A 15,695-nucleotide genomic window follows, 5' to 3' on the forward strand; every position below is an offset into this window, starting at 1 on the left:
GGCGGCGCTACGCGCCCGTCCCCGGCCCGATGCCGAGGGCGGGCGTGTAGCGGTGCACCCCGCCGCCGCCGGTGACCCCCGGGTACGACCGCACCCGTTCCCACTGGGGCGTGCTCGACCCGATCCCGGCACCGGGCGCGGCCAGTGCGTCGACGTGGGCCTCGGCACTCTCCCATTCGGCGTAGTTGAGCACCCGCGTCCCGTCGGTGCTCACATGGAAGTGCCCGGAGATGCCGCCGGGGGCGGGCGCCGGGTCCGTCCCCAGCGCCTCGAACACGGTGTCCACCCAGTCCCGTTGCCGCGCCTTGTCCGGGCCCTCGAACTCGACGTCGACGATCACGACGCAGCCCGGCTCCCGTACGTCGCCCTCCCCCGGCGGCGTGGAACGGTAGAGCTCCAGGGTGTGCAGCCCGAGGCGCCGGATGCCCGGCACCGCGGCGTCGATGTCCGCGTTGCGCTCGTCCCTGCCGTGCCGGAAGAAGTCCTGGTACGCCTGCTCACCACTCCACTGGCTGTAGTGGAAGAGGGTCTTCCCGTCCTCACCGGCATGGACGGTGTACGAAAGAAGTCCCGGATGCGGCCAGTCCCGGCTGTCCCACGCCTCACGGATGGCCTCGACCGTCCGCCGTTGGCGCTCCGGGGTGCCGACATCCCAGGTGCTCGCCTTGACGAGTCCGACGTCGTTACGGGCAAGATCGGGGCGGGAGTCGAATCGCACGCTCATGACGGGTCCTCCTGACCTGGGCACCGGGGCGGTGCGCCGTTGCCGACCACCCTGATACGTCAAGTGCGCTTGAGGTCAACAGCACACCCTGTCGCCACCGTCGGGCACACCGACAGCACAACGAACGGAGTAGCGCATGGCACCGCACCTCAGGACGATCAGCCGCGAGGAGCATCTGGCGTTCGTCGCGAGCCGTCCCGCCGTGAGCCATATGCAGGTTCCGTCGTGGGGCGATGTGAAGCCCGACTGGCGCACGGAGAGCATCGGCTGGTTCGACCGGGACGGCGCGGGACAGGAACGGATCGTCGGAGCCGGACTCGTCCTGTACCGGCCGATCCCCCGGGTGAAGCGCTATCTGGCCTATCTGCCGGAGGGCCCGGTCGTCGACTGGCACGGCACGGGGCTGGGGCAGTGGCTGGATCCGATGCTGGCGCATCTGAAGGCACAGGGCGCGTTCTCGGTCCGGATGGGCCCGCCGGTGGTGGCCCGGCACTGGGACGCCCGGACCGTCAAGGACGCCATCGCCGACCCGGCCGCCGGGCGGCTGCGCGACGTGCCGCCGGATTCGCAGGAGCCGCGGGCCGCCGAGGTCGTGGAGCAGCTGCGCGCCCTGGGCTGGCGGCGGGGCGAGGAGGAGAGCGAGGACGGTTTCAGCGCGGGGCAGCCCCGGTACGTCTTCCAGGTGCCGTTCGCCGGGCTGTCGCTGGAGGAGGTCCGGGGCGGTCTGAACCAGCAGTGGCGGCGCAACATCAAGAAGGCCGAGAAGGCGGGCGTCAAGGTCGTCGAGGGCGGCTACGAGGACCTCCCGGCCTTCTACGAGCTCTACCGCGAGACGGCCGCGCGCGACCGCTTCATCCCCCGTCCGCTCGGCTACTTCCAGCGCATGTGGACCGTGCTGCGGGCCGAGGACCCCGACCGGATGCGGCTCTATCTCGCACAGCACGACGGGGAGATCCTCTCCGCGGCGACGATGCTGACGGTGGGCAACCACGTCTGGTACTCCTACGGCGCCTCGACCGGCCGCAAGCGCGAGGTGCAGCCCAGCAACGCCGTCCAGTGGCGCATGATGAGCGACGCGCACGAACGGGGCGCGGCCGTCTACGACCTGCGCGGCATCACCGACACCCTCGACGAGAGCAACCATCTGGTGGGTCTGCTGCGCTTCAAGGTCGGCACGGGGGGCCGGGCCGCGGAGTACATCGGCGAGTGGGACTACCCGATCAACAAAGTGCTCCACAAGGCATTCACGCTCTACATGGCCCGTCGCTGAGCGGCGCGGCGCCCGTGGCAGACTCCGGAGCATGATCCTTCGCACCGCCACCCGGGCCGACCTGCCGGCCGTCCTCGCCCTGCTCGCCGACGAGGAGCGGGTCGTCGATCCGGCCTCGGTCGTGGTCGACGACGCGTACGAGCGGGCCTTCGCCGCCATCGAGAGCGACCCGCGCAACGAGATGCTGGTACTGGTGGACGGCGACACGGTGCTGGGCTGTGCGCAGGCGACGTACATACCGGGGCTCGGCAGGCACGGCGAGGAGCGGGCGCTGATCGAGGCGGTGCGGGTCAGGGCCGACCGGCGGGGCGGTGGGCTGGGGCGGGAGCTGATGAAGCGGGCCGCGGACCGGGCCCGGCTGCGGGGGTGCGGGCTGATGCAGCTGACCAGCGGCAAGCGGCGTGCGGACGCCCACCGGTTCTACGAGTCGCTGGGCTTCGCCCGCAGCCACGAGGGCTTCAAGCTCGCCCTGTGACCCCGCTCGGTCCTAGGCGGGGCCGGTCCGCCACGCGGTCATGTTGAGCTCGTCGAGCAGCCGTACGTCGCTGCCCTTCAGCGGGAAGATGCGCGCCTCCAGTCCGGGCGCCGGTGCGATCTCCAGGGCGTCCCCCTCGATGAGGTCGCCGCCGGTCGGGGTGGAGACCCAGGCCAGGAGCGAGCGCACGGTCTGCCCCGGCTTCAGCATGACCTCCTTCGGCCCGCGGTCGGTGCCCATGTAGGAGGACCCGGGATTCACGGGGACGGGCAGCGGGTCGCCGGCCTCGTCCAGGGCACGGACGGACGGGTAGCCGTCGACCCGGTACGGCTTGCTGCCGCAGTTGGTGAGGGTGAGCCCGACGGCCCGGTGGCCGAGCGCCGCCTCCACCTCGCCCATGCCGACGACGACGCCGGAGGACGGGCACCCGGCCGGGACGGTGGGTGTGGGCGCCGGCCCCTGCGCGCCCGGCCGGCCGGAGACCCCGGCGGGGACACTGGGGAACGGGGTCGGCAGCTTGTCGGCGTGCACCCGGTACGGATCGCTGGGCGTCGGCTCCGGCTCGCCCTCGCCCGCCGGTACGAGGAACCCGGCGCACCCGGAGAGCGTCAGGCCCAGCACCCCGGCCAGCAGCCCGGCCGCCACCGGCCGTCGTCTCCCCTGCCCCGTTCCGGTCCCCGCCCCCGCCAGTCCTCGCACGCTCACGCACCCACCCCGGTCTCGGCCTGCCGCATAGGCGTTCGATCATGCCAGAGCGCGGGGCCCGGGCGCGCGGTGACTGTTGAGTCCTGCTTGCCCCTCACCTCAAGCAGATCTAAGTGGACCTTCACGGTCCGCTCGACGGAGACTGCGGGAATGACCGCACCCGCAACCCCCTTCGGCCGCGTGCTCTGCGCCATGATCACGCCGTTCACCGCCGCCGGCGACCTGGACCCGGACGCCGCCGGCGAGCATGCGGCCGCCCTGGTCGCCGACGGCTGCGACGGACTGGTGCTCAGCGGCACCACCGGCGAGTCCCCGACCACCACCGACGCCGAGAAGACCGCGCTGCTGCGGGCGGTCCGGGCGGCGGTCGGCGACGGTGTGCCGATCGTCGCCGGGGTCGGCAGCGCGGACACCCGGCACACCGTCACCCTCGCCCGGCAGGCCGAACAGGCGGGCGCGGACGGCCTGTTGGTGGTGACCCCGTACTACAGCCGGCCGCCGCAGGACGCTGTCGAGGCACACTTCCGGCGCATCGCCGACGCGAGCGGCCTCCCGTTGATGCTGTACGACATCCCCGGCCGCACCGGCACCCGCATCGAGCCGGAGACCGTGCTGCGGCTCGCCGAGCACCCGCGCATCGCGGCCGTGAAGGACTGCGCGTACGACCTGATGGGTTCCACGAAGGTGATCGGCGCGACCTCGCTGGCGTACTACTCGGGCTGCGAGGAGCTGAATCTGCCGTTGTACGCGGTGGGCGCGGCGGGCTTCGTCAGCACGGTCGCCAATGTGGCGCCCCGTCAGCTGAGGGCGGTGCTGGACGCGTTCGACGCCGGGGACACCACGGAGGCCGCCCGGCTCAATCGCCTCGTCCTCCCGCTCGCCGAGGCGATGATGGGCTCCGGGCTGCCCGGCACGGTCACCGCCAAGGCGCTGCTCGGCGCCGGACCGGTCCGCGAACCGCTGCAGCCCGCCGGGCGCGGGGCGACCGACGGGCTGCGGAGGGTCTACGAGGAACTGCTGGCCGCCACGGATTAGTTGTGGCTGTGCAGGACGTCGTTGAGGCCGTCCCAGACCGCGTTGTTCGGGCGGGCCTCGACGGCGCCGGTGACCGAGTTGCGGCGGAAGAGGATGTTGGAGGCGCCGGAGAGCTCACGGGCCTTGACGATCTGGCCGTCCGGGAGCGTGATGCGGGTACCGGCCGTGACGTAGAGCCCGGCCTCGACGACGCACTCGTCGCCGAGTGCGATCCCGACGCCGGCCTCGGCGCCGATCAGGCAGCGCTCGCCGATGACGATGCGCTCCTTGCCGCCGCCGGAGAGGGTGCCCATGGTGGAGGCGCCGCCGCCGATGTCGGAGCCGTTGCCGACCACGACGCCCGCGGAGATGCGGCCCTCGACCATCGACGTGCCGAGGGTGCCCGCGTTGAAGTTGACGAAGCCCTCGTGCATGACGGTCGTGCCGGCGGCGAGGTGCGCGCCGAGCCTGACCCGGTCGGCGTCGGCGATCCGGACGCCCTTCGGCGCGACGTAGTCCGTCATCCGGGGGAACTTGTCGACCGAGGTGACCTGGAGGTGCAGGCCCTCGGCGCGGGCGTTCAGCCGCACCTTCTCCACGTCGTCGACGGCGACCGGGCCGAGCGAGGTCCAGGCGACGTTGGCGAGGAGGCCGAAGAGCCCGTCCAGGTTCTGGCCGTGCGGCTGGACGAGGCGGTGCGAGAGGAGGTGCAGGCGCAGATACGCGTCGTGGGCGTCGAGCGGCTTGTCGTCGAGCGAGGCGATGACCGTACGTACGGCGACGATCTCGACACCGCGGCGGGCGTCCACGCCGATGGCCTTGGCGGCGCCCTCACCGAGGAGGTTGACGGCCTGGTCGGGGCTGAGCCGCTCGGTTCCGGCCGGGCCGGGCCCGTCGGTGAGCTCGGGGGCGGGGAACCAGGTGTCGAGAACGGAACCGTCGCCGGCGATGGTGGCGAGGCCGGCGGCGACGGCGCCGGTGGTGCGAGCAGGAGTCGTGTCGGTCATGACACGAAACCTAACCGGCGAGGCACCACCGGGGCCAACCGGTCCCACCGGATGGGCAGGTCCGGCCCGGGAGCCCGGACCTGCCAGGTCAGCCGGGCTGCGGCTGCCGTCCGGGCACCGTCACGGCGGCCGGCCCCCGCACCGGCCCCCGCAACCGCCGCGCCGCCAGCACCGCCGCCCCCGCGCCGCAGGCCAGTACCGCGCACGCGGGCCAGAGCAGTCCGGGCGCGTGGGCGTAGAGCGCGCCGCCGAGCGGTGGCGCCAGCACCTGGCCGCTGATGGAGGCGCCCGCGTACAGGCTCTGGAAGCGGCCCTGGGCATGGGCGGGAGCCTGATCGGCGACGTACGCCGTCGCGGTGGTCTTGTAGAGGATCTCGCCCATGGTCAGCGAGGCCATCATGGTGATGGCGAACAGCGCCCCGGCACCCGGGATCAGCAGCGCGTAGCCCAGTCCCACCAGCAGCAGCCCCGTGCCCACGATGGACAGCGGCGCCCGTCTGCGCAGCGCGTGCGCCGCGGGGAGCTCCAGCAGCAGGATGACGCCGCCGTTGACCGACAGCAGCCAGCCGTAGAACTGGGCCCCGTGGCCGTGCTCGGCGAGGAAGACGGGCAGGGTCGAGTACTGCTGCCGGTAGACGAGGTCGACGCAGAGGATCGCGGCGAGCAGCACCAGCACGGCGGGCCTGGCCCGCAGCTCCCGCCACAGTCCGGGCGCGCCCGGGTCGTGGGCCGGCCGGGTGTGCCCGGTGCCGTGCGCCGGGAGCACCGCCGCCGCGTACCCGGCGAAGAGCAGGGTGCCGAGCCCGTCGGCCACGAACAGCCAGTCGTAGGAGAACCGGGCGGCGATCAGGGCGCCCAGCGGCGGCCCGACGGCGAACGCGGCGTTTCCGGCGGACCGTACGAGGGCGAAGCTCTGGCGCCGCCCGCCCCCGGGGACGGAGACCGCGACGAGTGCGGAGTTCGCCGCGCGCACGACGCCCGCCGCGTACTGCGCGAGCGGCAGCACCCCGTACATCGCCGCCACCGGAAGGACCGGCAGCGCCGCGAGTGCCGTCCCGCTGACCAGCGCGCCGGTCAGGAGCATCCGGCGGTGACCGTAGCGGTCGCCGAACCAGCCACCGGTGAAGTTCCCCGCGACCAGGCCGATGCCGCCGATGCCCGCGACGACCCCGGCCTGCGGGACGCTCAGCCCGCGCGGGCCGGTCAGATAGACGAAGAGATAGACGAAGGTGAAGCTGACGACTCCGTTGAGGAAGGAGCCGAAGGCCAGCAGCCGCACCGTGCGCGGCACGTCCCGCACGACCCCGAAAAAGCTCATCCCCAGCACCCTCCCCAGTAAGTTTCCTTTGGGAACGGACTATGGCATCGTGGTTTCCTGCAGGTCAATCCGGTGAGCGTCACATACGGGAGACAGACGGAGGAGCCCATGCCCCAGCGCACCAGCCTGGCCGACGCCGACTGCGCGATCGCCCAGGCGCTCGACGTCGTGGGCGACTGGTGGACCCTGCTGATCGTGCGGGACACGGCGCGCGGGGTGCACCGCTTCGACGCGCTCCAGCAGGAGCTGGGCGTGTCCCGCAAGGTGCTGACCGAGCGGCTGCGGCTGCTGGTCGACGCGGGGGTGCTCTTCCGGGAGCCGTACCAGGACCGGCCGCCCCGGTACGAGTACCGGCTCACCCCGCGCGGCCGCGCGCTGCTGCCCGTACTGATCGCGCTCCAGGACTGGGGCGACACCTGGGTCCTGGGGGAAGGGGAAATGATGGCGACGGCCGCGGAGACCTCGAAGGAGGCGGCCCGGGTGCACGCCCTGGTGGGCACGCGCCTGCCCGCGCTGCGACTGCTGGACCACGACGGCGGGTCGCGCGACCCGGTCGCCGGCACCCCGTACACCGTCCTGTACTTCTTCCCCGGCGCCTACGCCCGCCGGGACGCCTATCCGCCGGGCTGGGCCGAGATCCCGGGCGCGAGCGGCTGCACGCTCGAATCCTGTACGTACCGCGACCGGTCGGCCGAGTTCACGGCGGCCGGCGCGACCGTGCACGGGGTCTCCACCCAGCGCCCGGACGAGCAGCGGGCCTTCGCGGACGCGGAGCGGCTGCGGTTCCCGCTGCTGTCCGACGCCGAGCTGGAACTGACGGCGGCGCTGCGCCTGCCGACCTTCCGCGCGGGGGGAACCAGCCGGATGAAGCGGCTGACGCTGGTGGTGGACCGCGACCGGACGGTCCGCGAGGCGCTGTATCCGATCACGGACATCGAGGAGAGCGTCCGAGCGGCGCTGGCGGCGGTACGGAGCGGGGGCCCGTCCGGGGAATGAGGAACGCCCGGGGACGGGGCGCTCACCCCGCCGACGGCGCCGTCAGTGGGCGATCCGCCCCAGCATCTCGCGCGCGTACGCCTCGTCGTACTCACCGCCGGTGAGCAGCACCTGCAGACAGATCCCGTCCATGAGCGCGATCAGCGCCCGCGCCGTTGCCGGATCGGTCCGCCGGGACAGCAGCTCGGCGGTGCCGTCGGTCCACTCGGCGGCGACGGGGCGCAGCGCGGGCCTGCGCAGCGCGGCGAGATACAGCTCGTACTCCAGCTCGGCCCGCCCGCGCCCGCCGGAGAAGTACGCGCCCAGCAGCCCGGCCAGTTCCCCGGCGAGGTCGGCATCCGGGTCGGCCAGCGCCTCGCTCTCCCGCATTACCTCGGCGAAGTTCTCGTTCGAGCGGCGCAGCGCGGCGGTCAACAGCTCGTCCAGCGAGGCGAAGTGATACGTCGTCGAGCCGAGCGGCACATCGGCCTCGGCCGCGACGGAGCGGTGGCTCAGCCCCGCGATGCCCTTGGCGCCGACCACCCTGATCGCGGCGTCGATGATGCGGTCGCGCCGCTCGGGGTCGTAGCGGCGCGCCATCAGTGGGCCCCGCCCAGATTCAGCACCACCACTCCGGCGATGACCAGCGCTATGCCCGCCAGCTTGACCGGGCTGCCGGACTCGCCCATGAAGAGGATGCCGATCGCGGCGACCGCCGCGGTGCCGATCCCGGCCCAGATGGCATAGGCGGTGCCCACCGACAGCGTCTTCAGCGTCTGGGCGAGCAGCCCGAAGGCCACGAGGTATCCCGCGACGGTGATCAGCGAGGGCCAGAGCCGGGTGAAGCCCTCGCTGTACTTCATGGCCGTCGTGCCGGCCACCTCCGCCGCGATCGCCGCGGCCAGCAGTCCGTATCCCATGTGTACAAGTGTACGCATCGCCGTCCGCACGGAAAGCACGGCGGCTTCCGGACAGCCGAGACGTTACGGTGTCCCGACCGACAGCACACCAGTACGACGAGACGACGGAGCGACAGTGGCGCAGGACGCAGGGTGGGGCGGAGCACCGTACGGAGGACCCCCGGGGTGGGGGGCCTGGGCGCCACCGCCGAAGCCCGGGGTGATTCCGCTGACACCCTTGAGGCTCGGCGACATACTCGGCGGCGCCTTCAGCACGCTGGGGCGCTACTGGAAGCAGTTGTTCGGCATGGGCGCCGTCGTGTTCGGCGGGGCGCTGGCGATCATGGTCGTCACGGTCGTGATCGCGTACTCCGCGGTCAGCGGCCATCTGCACACGGTCTTCTCGCTCAGCGCCGACGAGGACCCGCCTGCCTCCGACGTGATTCCGCTCGTGATCGCTCTCGGCATCATCTGCCTGCTCGCGGTGATCGTCTTCTCGGTCGCGACGGCCATGATGTACGCGACCGTGCCCACCGTGCTCCAGGAGGCGGTGCTGGGCAGGCCGACCACCTTCTCCGCCGTCTGGCGCCGGGCCTGGTCGCGTGTTCCGACGGTGATCGGGACGGTGATCCTGACCTATCTGATCGCGTTGATCCCGATGGTGCTGGTGGTGGCCGGGTTCTTCGCGCTCGTGATCGGCTCGATCACCCTGGCGCACGACACCGGCACCGCCCTGTGGGTCGTGCTCGGCTTCGTGGGCGCCTTCGCCACGGCCCCGCTCGCGATCTGGCTCTGCGTGAAGTTCTGCCTGGCACCCTCGGCCGCGGTGTTCGAGGGACAGTCCGCGGTGGCCTCCCTGCGCCGCTCGGCCCAGTTGGTGCGCGGCGACTGGTGGCGGATCTTCGGGACGGGTCTGCTGGCCCTGATCCTGGCCTCCGTGGCGAGCTACATCGTCCAGATCCCGTTCTCGTTCCTCGGCATGTTCTCCGGCATCATCGGCGGGACGACGCTGGACGAGGACCCCAACCCCACCGCGATCGTCTTCGCCATGAGCGGCTACATGGTGATCATGGCCCTGGGACAGCTGGTCAGCCAGTTCATCACGGCGGTCTTCCCACCGCTGGTGACCGGCCTGCTCTACGTCGACCGGCGCATGCGCACGGAGAACCTGGGCCCGGCCCTTGCCGAGGCGGCTGGCGTACCCGCGCAGCCCGGTCCGCAGTACGGCTTCTAGGGCGGGCCGCGCGGGTACACCCGCGTCCGCCCCCGAAGGGAACGGCCGTGCCCGCCGGTCCGTCCGGCGGGCACGGCCGTCCGTGTCCTCGGTCCGCGAGGCGGTACCTCGCGAGGCCGTCCGTTCCGTCAGCCGCCGACGGTGAACCAGGTGGCCCGGGACTTCTTCCATTCGGCGTGGTCGAGGTCCTTCGCCTCGGTGCCGTCCCCGTACAGATCCGCCGATCCGGCATCCGTGATCAGCTGCGCACGGGCGCCCGGAACCGTCAGGTCCGGAACGTCCACGACGGCCTCCCAGCCGCCCGGGTCCGCCGTCGGGAGATCGGCCCGCTTGACCGGTGCGTGCGAGGCGACGCCGTCCCAGGCATAGAGGGCGTACGGATCTGAGTTGTCGTCGGCCGCCCAGGAACCGGCCACGATCAGATACTGGTCGGCGGCGTTCTTGCGGATGTCCCGGATGCTGAGCCCGCCGAGGTCCAGCTCGATCGGCGCGCCCATGACCGCCTTCGCCCCGCTGCCGGCCACCTTGTCGAAGTTGGTGACGGGCACGATCAGGGCCTTGCCGCCCGCCTTCGGCGGCACCAGGGGTGCGCGGAAGCCGAGATACGCGGTGGTCGTCGAGCCGGGTGCGAACTCCAGGCCCTCGACGTTGAACCCGTCGATCTGCTTGGGCACTTCACCGTCCGCCGTCCCCGCGGCGAAGCCGAGCCGGTTGCCGTTGGCCCTGTCCCAGGCGACGAGGTCGTCCCGGAGCTTCTTGTACGAGCCGCCCACCGTCAGCTGCGTGGCGGCGCCCGACCCGGTCACCTTCGTGGTGAAGACGGTGTTGCGGGGCGACTTGTACTCGCCGTCCTTGTTGTTGCCCAGCGAACCGGTCCAGTAGATGGTGTCGCCGGCCCGGGCCGCGCCCTCGATGTCGACCTCCTTCGACACCCCGAGCGCCGAACCCACGTCCCAGCTCCTGACCGGCCCGCCGGACGCGGAACGGTCGTACAGGCGCAGCGTGTTGGACTCGTCGTCGGCCACGACCACGTACCCGCCACCGACGTCCACGGCGGCCGAGGAGTCCGAGGAGCCGGTGAGATAACGGGTGTCGGCGGCGTTCTGGACGGCGGCGGACGCGGCGTAGTGCAGCGTCCTGGTGGCGGTCTTGCCGCCGAGTCCGGTGACCTCGACCGTGAGGTCGGTGTAGCCGCGCCCGTGCGCGGCGACCGTGAGCTTCCGGGTGCCGCCGGTCCCCGTCACGGTGACGTCGCCGGTCCCGGCGACGGAAGGCCTGGAGCTGGCGGACGCCGCCACGCCGAGCTCGGCCGCATCGGCCCCGCTCTGCGCGACGGTGACGGTCACCGCGGGGTCACCGCTCGCGCCCACGGCGCCGGAGAGGTAGGAGACCGAGAGCCCGATCGTCGGCGTTCCGTAACTCGCTGCGTGCGCGGGGGCGTTGAGCCCCAGGACGGCCAGCAGGAGAACACCGCCCGCGGCGGCGGCCGTCCTGCGGTGGGGGAGCGAAGACTGATGCAGCACGGCATGCCTCTCGTCGGCGTGGGTGTCGCGGGTAGGTTCCGCTACCCGTGCCAACGAGGGACACACATCACGAGTACGGCGGGCGAAGCAACGACGACGAACGGCCCCCGGCGCGGAGCCGGGAGCCGTTCGTCGTCAGTGGTGGGCCAGGGGCCGCCCGAAGGATCAGGACTCAGACGTTGAAGCCCAGAGCGCGCAGCTGCTCGCGGCCGTCGTCCGTGATCTTGTCCGGGCCCCACGGCGGCATCCAGACCCAGTTGATCCGCAGCTCGTTGACGATGCCGTCGGTCGCCGACTTCGCCTGGTCCTCGATGACATCGGTCAGCGGGCAGGCCGCGGACGTCAGCGTCATGTCGAGGGTGGCGATATTGGCGTCGTCGATGTGGATGCCGTAGATCAGGCCCAGGTTGACGACGTCGATTCCCAGCTCGGGGTCGACCACGTCGTACAGCGCCTCGCGGACCTCCTCCTCGGAGGCCGGCTTGGTGGTCAGAGTCTCGTTGTCGCTCATGCCGTCTTCCCTTCGGACAGCGCTTTCGCCGTCGCGTCCTTCCACGCCATCCAGCTCAGCAGCGCACACTTCACCCGGGCCGGGTACTTCGAGACACCGGCGAACGCGACCGCGTCCTCCAGCACCTCCTCCATCGCGTCGTCGGGCTCCAGCTGGCCCTTCGACTGCATCAGCTCCAGGAAGGTCTCCTGGATCTTCTGCGCCTGGCCCAGCTCCTTGCCGACCAGGAGGTCGTTCAGCACGGAGGCGCTGGCCTGGCTGATGGAGCAGCCCTGACCCTCGTACGACACATCGGCGATGGTCTCGCCGTCGTACTTCACCCGGAGAGTGATCTCGTCGCCGCACGTCGGGTTGACGTGGTGCACCTCGGCGTCGCCGTCCCGCAGGCCGCGCCCGTGGGGGTGCTTGTAGTGGTCCAGGATCACTTCCTGGTACATGGAATCAAGCTTCACCAGTCAACCCTCAGCCGCTCGCCCATTATCCGAAAAAGTTCCGTACGTGCTCCAGACCGTCCACCAGGGCGTCGACCTCGGCGGGCGTGGAGTACAGATAGAACGACGCTCGTGTGGTCGCAGGAATTCCGTACCGCAGGCAGACCGGCCGTGCGCAGTGGTGTCCGACCCGGACCGCGATGCCCTGCTCGTCGAGCACCTGGCCCACGTCGTGCGGGTGGATGTCGCCGAGCGTGAAGGAGATCGTGGCGCCTCGGTCCTCGGCCGTCGCCGGACCGATGATCCGGAGGTCCGGGACCTCCAGGAGCCGCTTCACCGCGTACTCGGTGATCGCGTGCTCGTGCCGGTAGATCTTCTCCATGCCGATCGCCGAGAGGTAGTCCACGGCCGCGCCGAGGCCGACGGCCTGGGCGATCGGGGGCGTACCGGCCTCGAACTTGTGCGGCGCGGGGGCGTACGTCGACGAGTGCATCGACACGGTCTCGATCATCTCGCCGCCACCGAGGAACGGCGGCAGGTCCTCCAGGAGCTCCTGCCGTCCCCAGAGCACGCCGATGCCGGTCGGGCCGACCATCTTGTGACCGGTGAAGGCCACGAAGTCGGCCTGCAGCGCCTGCACGTCGAGCACCATGTGCGGGGCGGCCTGCGAGGCGTCGATGCAGACCAGCGCGCCGACCTGCTGGGCCCGGCGGATGATCTTCTCGACCGGGTTGATCGTGCCCATGATGTTGGAGACCAGGGTGAAGGAGACGATCTTCGTCTTCTCCGTGATGATCTCCTCGATGTTGGACAGGTCGAGGCGGCCGTCGTCGGTGATGCCGAACCACTTCAGCTTCGCGCCCGTGCGCTGCGAGAGCAGCTGCCACGGCACGATGTTGGAGTGGTGCTCCATCTCCGTGGTGACGATCTCGGTGTCGTGGTCCACCCGGTAGGGCTCGTCGGCCCAGCCGAGCATGTTGGCCACGAGGTTGAGCGACTCGGAGGCGTTCTTGGTGAAGATCACCTCGTCGCGGCTGGGCGCGTTGATGAACGCGGCGACCTTGTCACGGGCGCCTTCGTACAGCGCCGTGGCCTCCTCCGCGATCGTGTACACGCCGCGGTGCACGTTGGCGTTGTGCCGCTCGTAGTACTCGTTGAGGGCGTCGAGCACCTGGCGCGGCTTCTGCGAGGTCGCAGCACTGTCCAGGTAAACGATCTTCTTCCCGTCGTGGACCGTCCGATCCAGCAGGGGGAAGTCCTTGCGGATCGCCTCGGTGTCGAGGAGGCCCGGCAGCTGTGTCACGCGGAAGCGCCACCCTTCACATATGCCTCGTAGCCCTCGTTCTCCAGCTTGTCGGCGAGCTCGGCGCCGCCGGACTCGGCAATGCGGCCGTTGGCGAAGACGTGCACGAAGTCGGGCTTGATGTAGCGGAGGATCCGCGTGTAGTGCGTGATCAGCAGGGTGCCGACCTCGCCGGTCTCGCGGACCCGGTTGACGCCCTCGGAGACGATGCGCAGGGCGTCGACGTCCAGACCGGAGTCGGTCTCGTCGAGGATCGCGACCTTCGGCTTGAGGAGCTCCAGCTGGAGGATCTCGTGGCGCTTCTTCTCACCGCCGGAGAAGCCCTCGTTGACGTTGCGCTCGGCGAACGCCGGGTCCATCTGGAGCCGGCCCATCGTCTCCTTGACCTCCTTCACCCAGGTGCGCAGCTTGGGCGCCTCGCCGCGGACGGCGGTGGCGGAGGTGCGGAGGAAGTTGGAGACCGAGACACCGGGGATCTCGACCGGGTACTGCATCGCGAGGAACAGGCCGGCGCGGGCCCGCTCGTCGACGGTCATCTCCAGGACGTCCTCGCCGTCCAGGGTCACCGAACCGCTGGTGATCGTGTACTTGGGGTGACCCGCGAGGGAGTAAGCGAGGGTGGACTTGCCGGACCCGTTGGGGCCCATGATGGCGTGGGTCTCGCCCTGCTTCACGGTCAGGTCGACGCCCTTGAGGATCTCCTTCGTGGCGTTGTCGGCCTCGACGGAGACGTGCAGGTCGCGGATTTCAAGCGTTGCCATGGGTGACTCAGGACTCCTGGGTGACGGAGACGAGCACATCGTCCCCTTCGATCTTGACGGGGTATACGGGGACGGGGCGCGTCGCGGGAAGGCCGGACGGCTTGCCGGTGCGCAGATCGAAGCTGGAGCCGTGCAGCCAGCACTCGATCATGCAGTCCTCGACCTCTCCCTCGGACAATGAGACGTTCGCGTGCGAGCAGATGTCGTTGATCGCGTACACCTCGCCCTCGGTACGGACGACGGACACCGGGACGCCGTCGAGCTCCACCCGCTTCGGGGTGTCGTCCTCCAGCTCACTCAGCGCGCAGGCTTTGACGAAGGCCATCAGACGGATGCCTTCAGCTCGGCCTCGATCTTCTCCAGCAGCCGCGCCTCGACGTCCGGCAGGCCGATCTGCTGGACGAGCTCGGCGAAGAAGCCGCGCACGACGAGCCTGCGGGCCTCCTCGGCGTCGATGCCGCGGGACATCAGGTAGAAGAGCTGCTCGTCGTCGAACCGGCCGGTCGCGGAGGCGTGGCCGGCGCCGACGATCTCACCGGTCTCGATCTCCAGGTTCGGCACGGAGTCGACCCGCGCACCGTCCGTGAGGACGAGGTTGCGGTTCATCTCGTAGGTGTCGGTGCCCTCGGCCCTGGCCTGGATGAGGACGTCACCGATCCACACGGCGTGTGCGCCGTCGCCCTGGAGCGCGCCCTTGTAGGCGGCGTTGGACTTGCAGTGCGGGGTGTTGTGGTCGACCAGGAGGCGGTGCTCCTGGTGCTGGCCCTTGTCGGTGAAGTACAGGCCGAAGAGCTCGGCCTCGCCGCCGGTGCCCGCGTAGGCGACGCGCGGGTGGAGGCGGACGAGGTCGCCGCCGAAGGTGACGACGATCGACTTGAACGAGGCGTCCCGGCCGACCAGCGCGTTGTGCTGGCCGACGTGGACCGCGTTCTCGTCCCAGTCCTGCACGGAGACGACGGTGAGCTTCGCGCCGTCACCGAGGACGTAGTCCACGTTGGCGGCGAGCACCGCGTCACCGGTGTGGTCGATGACGACGACGGCCTCGGCGAAGGCACCCAGCTCGACGACCTGGTGGCCGTAGGCCACGCCGCCCTCGCCGTGCACCGCGATGCGGATCGGCTCGGTGAGCACGGCCTCCTTGGCGACCGTGACCACGGACGCCTGCTCGAAGGACGTGTACGCCTGGGCGGCGACGCGGTCCACCGGGATGCCCGCCCTGCCCAGCCGGGAGTCGTCGCGGCCGACGGTCTCGACCGTGACGCCCTCGGGGGCCTCGATCGCGACCTTCACGGCGCCGCCGGTGGCGACGGCCGTGCCGTCGTGCAGCCCGCGCAGCCGCTCCAGCGGGGTGAACCGCCACTCCTCCTCGCGGCCGTGCGGGACCGGGAAGTCCGCGACGTCGAACGACGGGGGCGCGCTCATGCGCGTGGCGACGGTCGACTCGGCGGCCACCGCGATGGACCCGGTGGTGGTGGAACCCGCCGGAATGTTCTGAGCCTCAGCCATGGCTGTCGTAGTGCTCGCTTTCTCTGTCAGTGGTCGGGG

The 15,695-nt window shown here is 71.1% G+C and carries 18 protein-coding genes; 5 read left to right on the forward strand and 13 right to left on the reverse strand.

Going from position 1 to position 15,695, the window contains the following annotated elements:
• Window positions 1-7: 7 nt before the first annotated feature.
• Window positions 8-724, reverse strand: a complete 717-nt coding sequence (locus tag ACWCPY_RS06905) for an antibiotic biosynthesis monooxygenase (protein ID WP_451263287.1) — start codon at window positions 722-724, stop codon at window positions 8-10.
• A gap of 136 nt (window positions 725-860) precedes the next feature.
• Between ACWCPY_RS06905 and ACWCPY_RS06910 the strand changes: the two genes are divergently transcribed.
• Both ACWCPY_RS06910 and ACWCPY_RS06915 read left to right on the forward strand, forming a co-directional pair.
• Window positions 861-1,994: a lipid II:glycine glycyltransferase FemX gene (locus tag ACWCPY_RS06910; RefSeq protein ID WP_451263288.1), complete on the forward strand. Its 1,134-nt coding sequence runs from the start codon at window positions 861-863 to the stop codon at window positions 1,992-1,994.
• Between the two features lie 31 nt (window positions 1,995-2,025).
• Window positions 2,026-2,469, forward strand: a complete 444-nt coding sequence (locus ACWCPY_RS06915; protein ID WP_451263290.1) for an N-acetyltransferase family protein — start codon at window positions 2,026-2,028, stop codon at window positions 2,467-2,469.
• 12 nt (window positions 2,470-2,481) lie between these two features.
• On the opposite strand, the gene ACWCPY_RS06920 is transcribed toward ACWCPY_RS06915, so the two are convergent.
• A complete protein-coding gene (locus ACWCPY_RS06920; protein ID WP_451263292.1) occupies window positions 2,482-3,174 on the reverse strand; it encodes a DUF4232 domain-containing protein in 693 nt (230 codons plus the stop codon).
• Window positions 3,175-3,324: 150 nt separating this feature from the next.
• On the opposite strand from ACWCPY_RS06920, the gene dapA reads away from it, so the two are divergent.
• Window positions 3,325-4,209 (forward strand): 4-hydroxy-tetrahydrodipicolinate synthase, encoded by an 885-nt coding sequence (gene dapA, locus ACWCPY_RS06925; RefSeq protein WP_451263293.1) that lies wholly within the window; start codon window positions 3,325-3,327, stop codon window positions 4,207-4,209.
• Here dapA and dapD read toward each other — a convergent pair.
• Both dapD and ACWCPY_RS06935 read right to left on the reverse strand, forming a co-directional pair.
• Window positions 4,206-5,195: a 2,3,4,5-tetrahydropyridine-2,6-dicarboxylate N-succinyltransferase gene (gene dapD / locus ACWCPY_RS06930; RefSeq protein ID WP_451263294.1), complete on the reverse strand. Its 990-nt coding sequence runs from the start codon at window positions 5,193-5,195 to the stop codon at window positions 4,206-4,208. The genes dapA and dapD overlap by 4 nt on opposite strands.
• An 88-nt stretch (window positions 5,196-5,283) precedes the next feature.
• Window positions 5,284-6,513 (reverse strand): MFS transporter, encoded by a 1,230-nt coding sequence (locus ACWCPY_RS06935; protein ID WP_451263296.1) that lies wholly within the window; start codon window positions 6,511-6,513, stop codon window positions 5,284-5,286.
• Between the two features lie 108 nt (window positions 6,514-6,621).
• Between ACWCPY_RS06935 and ACWCPY_RS06940 the strand changes: the two genes are divergently transcribed.
• Window positions 6,622-7,509: a winged helix-turn-helix transcriptional regulator gene (locus ACWCPY_RS06940; RefSeq protein WP_451263297.1), complete on the forward strand. Its 888-nt coding sequence runs from the start codon at window positions 6,622-6,624 to the stop codon at window positions 7,507-7,509.
• A 42-nt stretch (window positions 7,510-7,551) separates the two neighbouring features.
• On the opposite strand, the gene ACWCPY_RS06945 is transcribed toward ACWCPY_RS06940, so the two are convergent.
• Together ACWCPY_RS06945 and ACWCPY_RS06950 are read right to left on the reverse strand one after the other, a co-directional pair.
• Complete coding sequence (locus ACWCPY_RS06945; protein ID WP_451263299.1) at window positions 7,552-8,088, reverse strand: TetR/AcrR family transcriptional regulator; 537 nt, start codon at window positions 8,086-8,088, stop codon at window positions 7,552-7,554.
• Window positions 8,088-8,408, reverse strand: coding sequence for a DMT family transporter (locus ACWCPY_RS06950; protein WP_124718537.1), 321 nt, complete (start codon window positions 8,406-8,408; stop codon window positions 8,088-8,090). Before ACWCPY_RS06950 ends, ACWCPY_RS06945 begins: the two co-directional genes overlap by 1 nt.
• A 217-nt stretch (window positions 8,409-8,625) precedes the next feature.
• Here ACWCPY_RS06950 and ACWCPY_RS06955 point away from each other — a divergent pair, with 217 nt between their 5' ends.
• Complete coding sequence (locus ACWCPY_RS06955; RefSeq protein ID WP_451263300.1) at window positions 8,626-9,621, forward strand: hypothetical protein; 996 nt, start codon at window positions 8,626-8,628, stop codon at window positions 9,619-9,621.
• A gap of 128 nt (window positions 9,622-9,749) precedes the next feature.
• On the opposite strand, the gene ACWCPY_RS06960 is transcribed toward ACWCPY_RS06955, so the two are convergent.
• The 7 genes from ACWCPY_RS06960 to sufD form a co-directional block, all read right to left on the reverse strand.
• On the reverse strand, window positions 9,750-11,144 hold the full coding sequence (locus tag ACWCPY_RS06960) for a DUF3616 domain-containing protein (RefSeq protein ID WP_451263301.1): 1,395 nt from the start codon (window positions 11,142-11,144) through the stop codon (window positions 9,750-9,752).
• 172 nt (window positions 11,145-11,316) lie between these two features.
• Window positions 11,317-11,655 carry a metal-sulfur cluster assembly factor gene (locus ACWCPY_RS06965; protein WP_093539690.1) on the reverse strand — a complete coding sequence of 113 codons (339 nt, stop codon included), beginning with the start codon at window positions 11,653-11,655 and terminating at the stop codon, window positions 11,317-11,319.
• Window positions 11,652-12,107, reverse strand: a complete 456-nt coding sequence (gene sufU, locus ACWCPY_RS06970; RefSeq protein ID WP_072483050.1) for a Fe-S cluster assembly sulfur transfer protein SufU — start codon at window positions 12,105-12,107, stop codon at window positions 11,652-11,654. The genes ACWCPY_RS06965 and sufU overlap by 4 nt, the downstream gene beginning before the upstream one ends.
• A gap of 25 nt (window positions 12,108-12,132) precedes the next feature.
• Window positions 12,133-13,389 (reverse strand): cysteine desulfurase, encoded by a 1,257-nt coding sequence (locus ACWCPY_RS06975; RefSeq protein WP_266420966.1) that lies wholly within the window; start codon window positions 13,387-13,389, stop codon window positions 12,133-12,135.
• Window positions 13,386-14,150: a Fe-S cluster assembly ATPase SufC gene (sufC, locus tag ACWCPY_RS06980; protein ID WP_266736468.1), complete on the reverse strand. Its 765-nt coding sequence runs from the start codon at window positions 14,148-14,150 to the stop codon at window positions 13,386-13,388. Before sufC ends, ACWCPY_RS06975 begins: the two co-directional genes overlap by 4 nt.
• Window positions 14,151-14,157: 7 nt before the next feature.
• A complete protein-coding gene (locus tag ACWCPY_RS06985; RefSeq protein ID WP_072483053.1) occupies window positions 14,158-14,475 on the reverse strand; it encodes a bifunctional 3-phenylpropionate/cinnamic acid dioxygenase ferredoxin subunit in 318 nt (105 codons plus the stop codon).
• Window positions 14,475-15,656: a Fe-S cluster assembly protein SufD gene (sufD, locus tag ACWCPY_RS06990; protein WP_451263302.1), complete on the reverse strand. Its 1,182-nt coding sequence runs from the start codon at window positions 15,654-15,656 to the stop codon at window positions 14,475-14,477. The genes ACWCPY_RS06985 and sufD overlap by 1 nt, the downstream gene beginning before the upstream one ends.
• Window positions 15,657-15,695: the final 39 nt, after the last annotated feature.

The sequence above is a fragment of the Streptomyces sp. NPDC002403 genome, assembly GCF_053593015.1.

Bases quoted from the DNA above. Each gene is read 5' to 3' on its own strand.
- ACWCPY_RS06915 (WP_451263290.1), top strand. From the start codon at position 2,026: ATGATCCTTCGCACCGCCACCCGGGCCGACCTGCCGGCCGTCCTCGCC.
- ACWCPY_RS06965 (WP_093539690.1), bottom strand. From the start codon at position 11,655: ATGAGCGACAACGAGACTCTGACCACCAAGCCGGCCTCCGAGGAGGAG.
- ACWCPY_RS06985 (WP_072483053.1), bottom strand. From the start codon at position 14,475: ATGGCCTTCGTCAAAGCCTGCGCGCTGAGTGAGCTGGAGGACGACACC.
- dapA (WP_451263293.1), top strand. From the start codon at position 3,325: ATGACCGCACCCGCAACCCCCTTCGGCCGCGTGCTCTGCGCCATGATC.
- ACWCPY_RS06905 (WP_451263287.1), bottom strand. From the start codon at position 724: ATGAGCGTGCGATTCGACTCCCGCCCCGATCTTGCCCGTAACGACGTC.
- ACWCPY_RS06950 (WP_124718537.1), bottom strand. From the start codon at position 8,408: ATGGGATACGGACTGCTGGCCGCGGCGATCGCGGCGGAGGTGGCCGGC.
- sufD (WP_451263302.1), bottom strand. From the start codon at position 15,656: ATGGCTGAGGCTCAGAACATTCCGGCGGGTTCCACCACCACCGGGTCC.
- sufC (WP_266736468.1), bottom strand. From the start codon at position 14,150: ATGGCAACGCTTGAAATCCGCGACCTGCACGTCTCCGTCGAGGCCGAC.
- ACWCPY_RS06910 (WP_451263288.1), top strand. From the start codon at position 861: ATGGCACCGCACCTCAGGACGATCAGCCGCGAGGAGCATCTGGCGTTC.
- ACWCPY_RS06935 (WP_451263296.1), bottom strand. From the start codon at position 6,513: ATGAGCTTTTTCGGGGTCGTGCGGGACGTGCCGCGCACGGTGCGGCTG.
- ACWCPY_RS06940 (WP_451263297.1), top strand. From the start codon at position 6,622: ATGCCCCAGCGCACCAGCCTGGCCGACGCCGACTGCGCGATCGCCCAG.
- dapD (WP_451263294.1), bottom strand. From the start codon at position 5,195: ATGACCGACACGACTCCTGCTCGCACCACCGGCGCCGTCGCCGCCGGC.
- ACWCPY_RS06945 (WP_451263299.1), bottom strand. From the start codon at position 8,088: ATGGCGCGCCGCTACGACCCCGAGCGGCGCGACCGCATCATCGACGCC.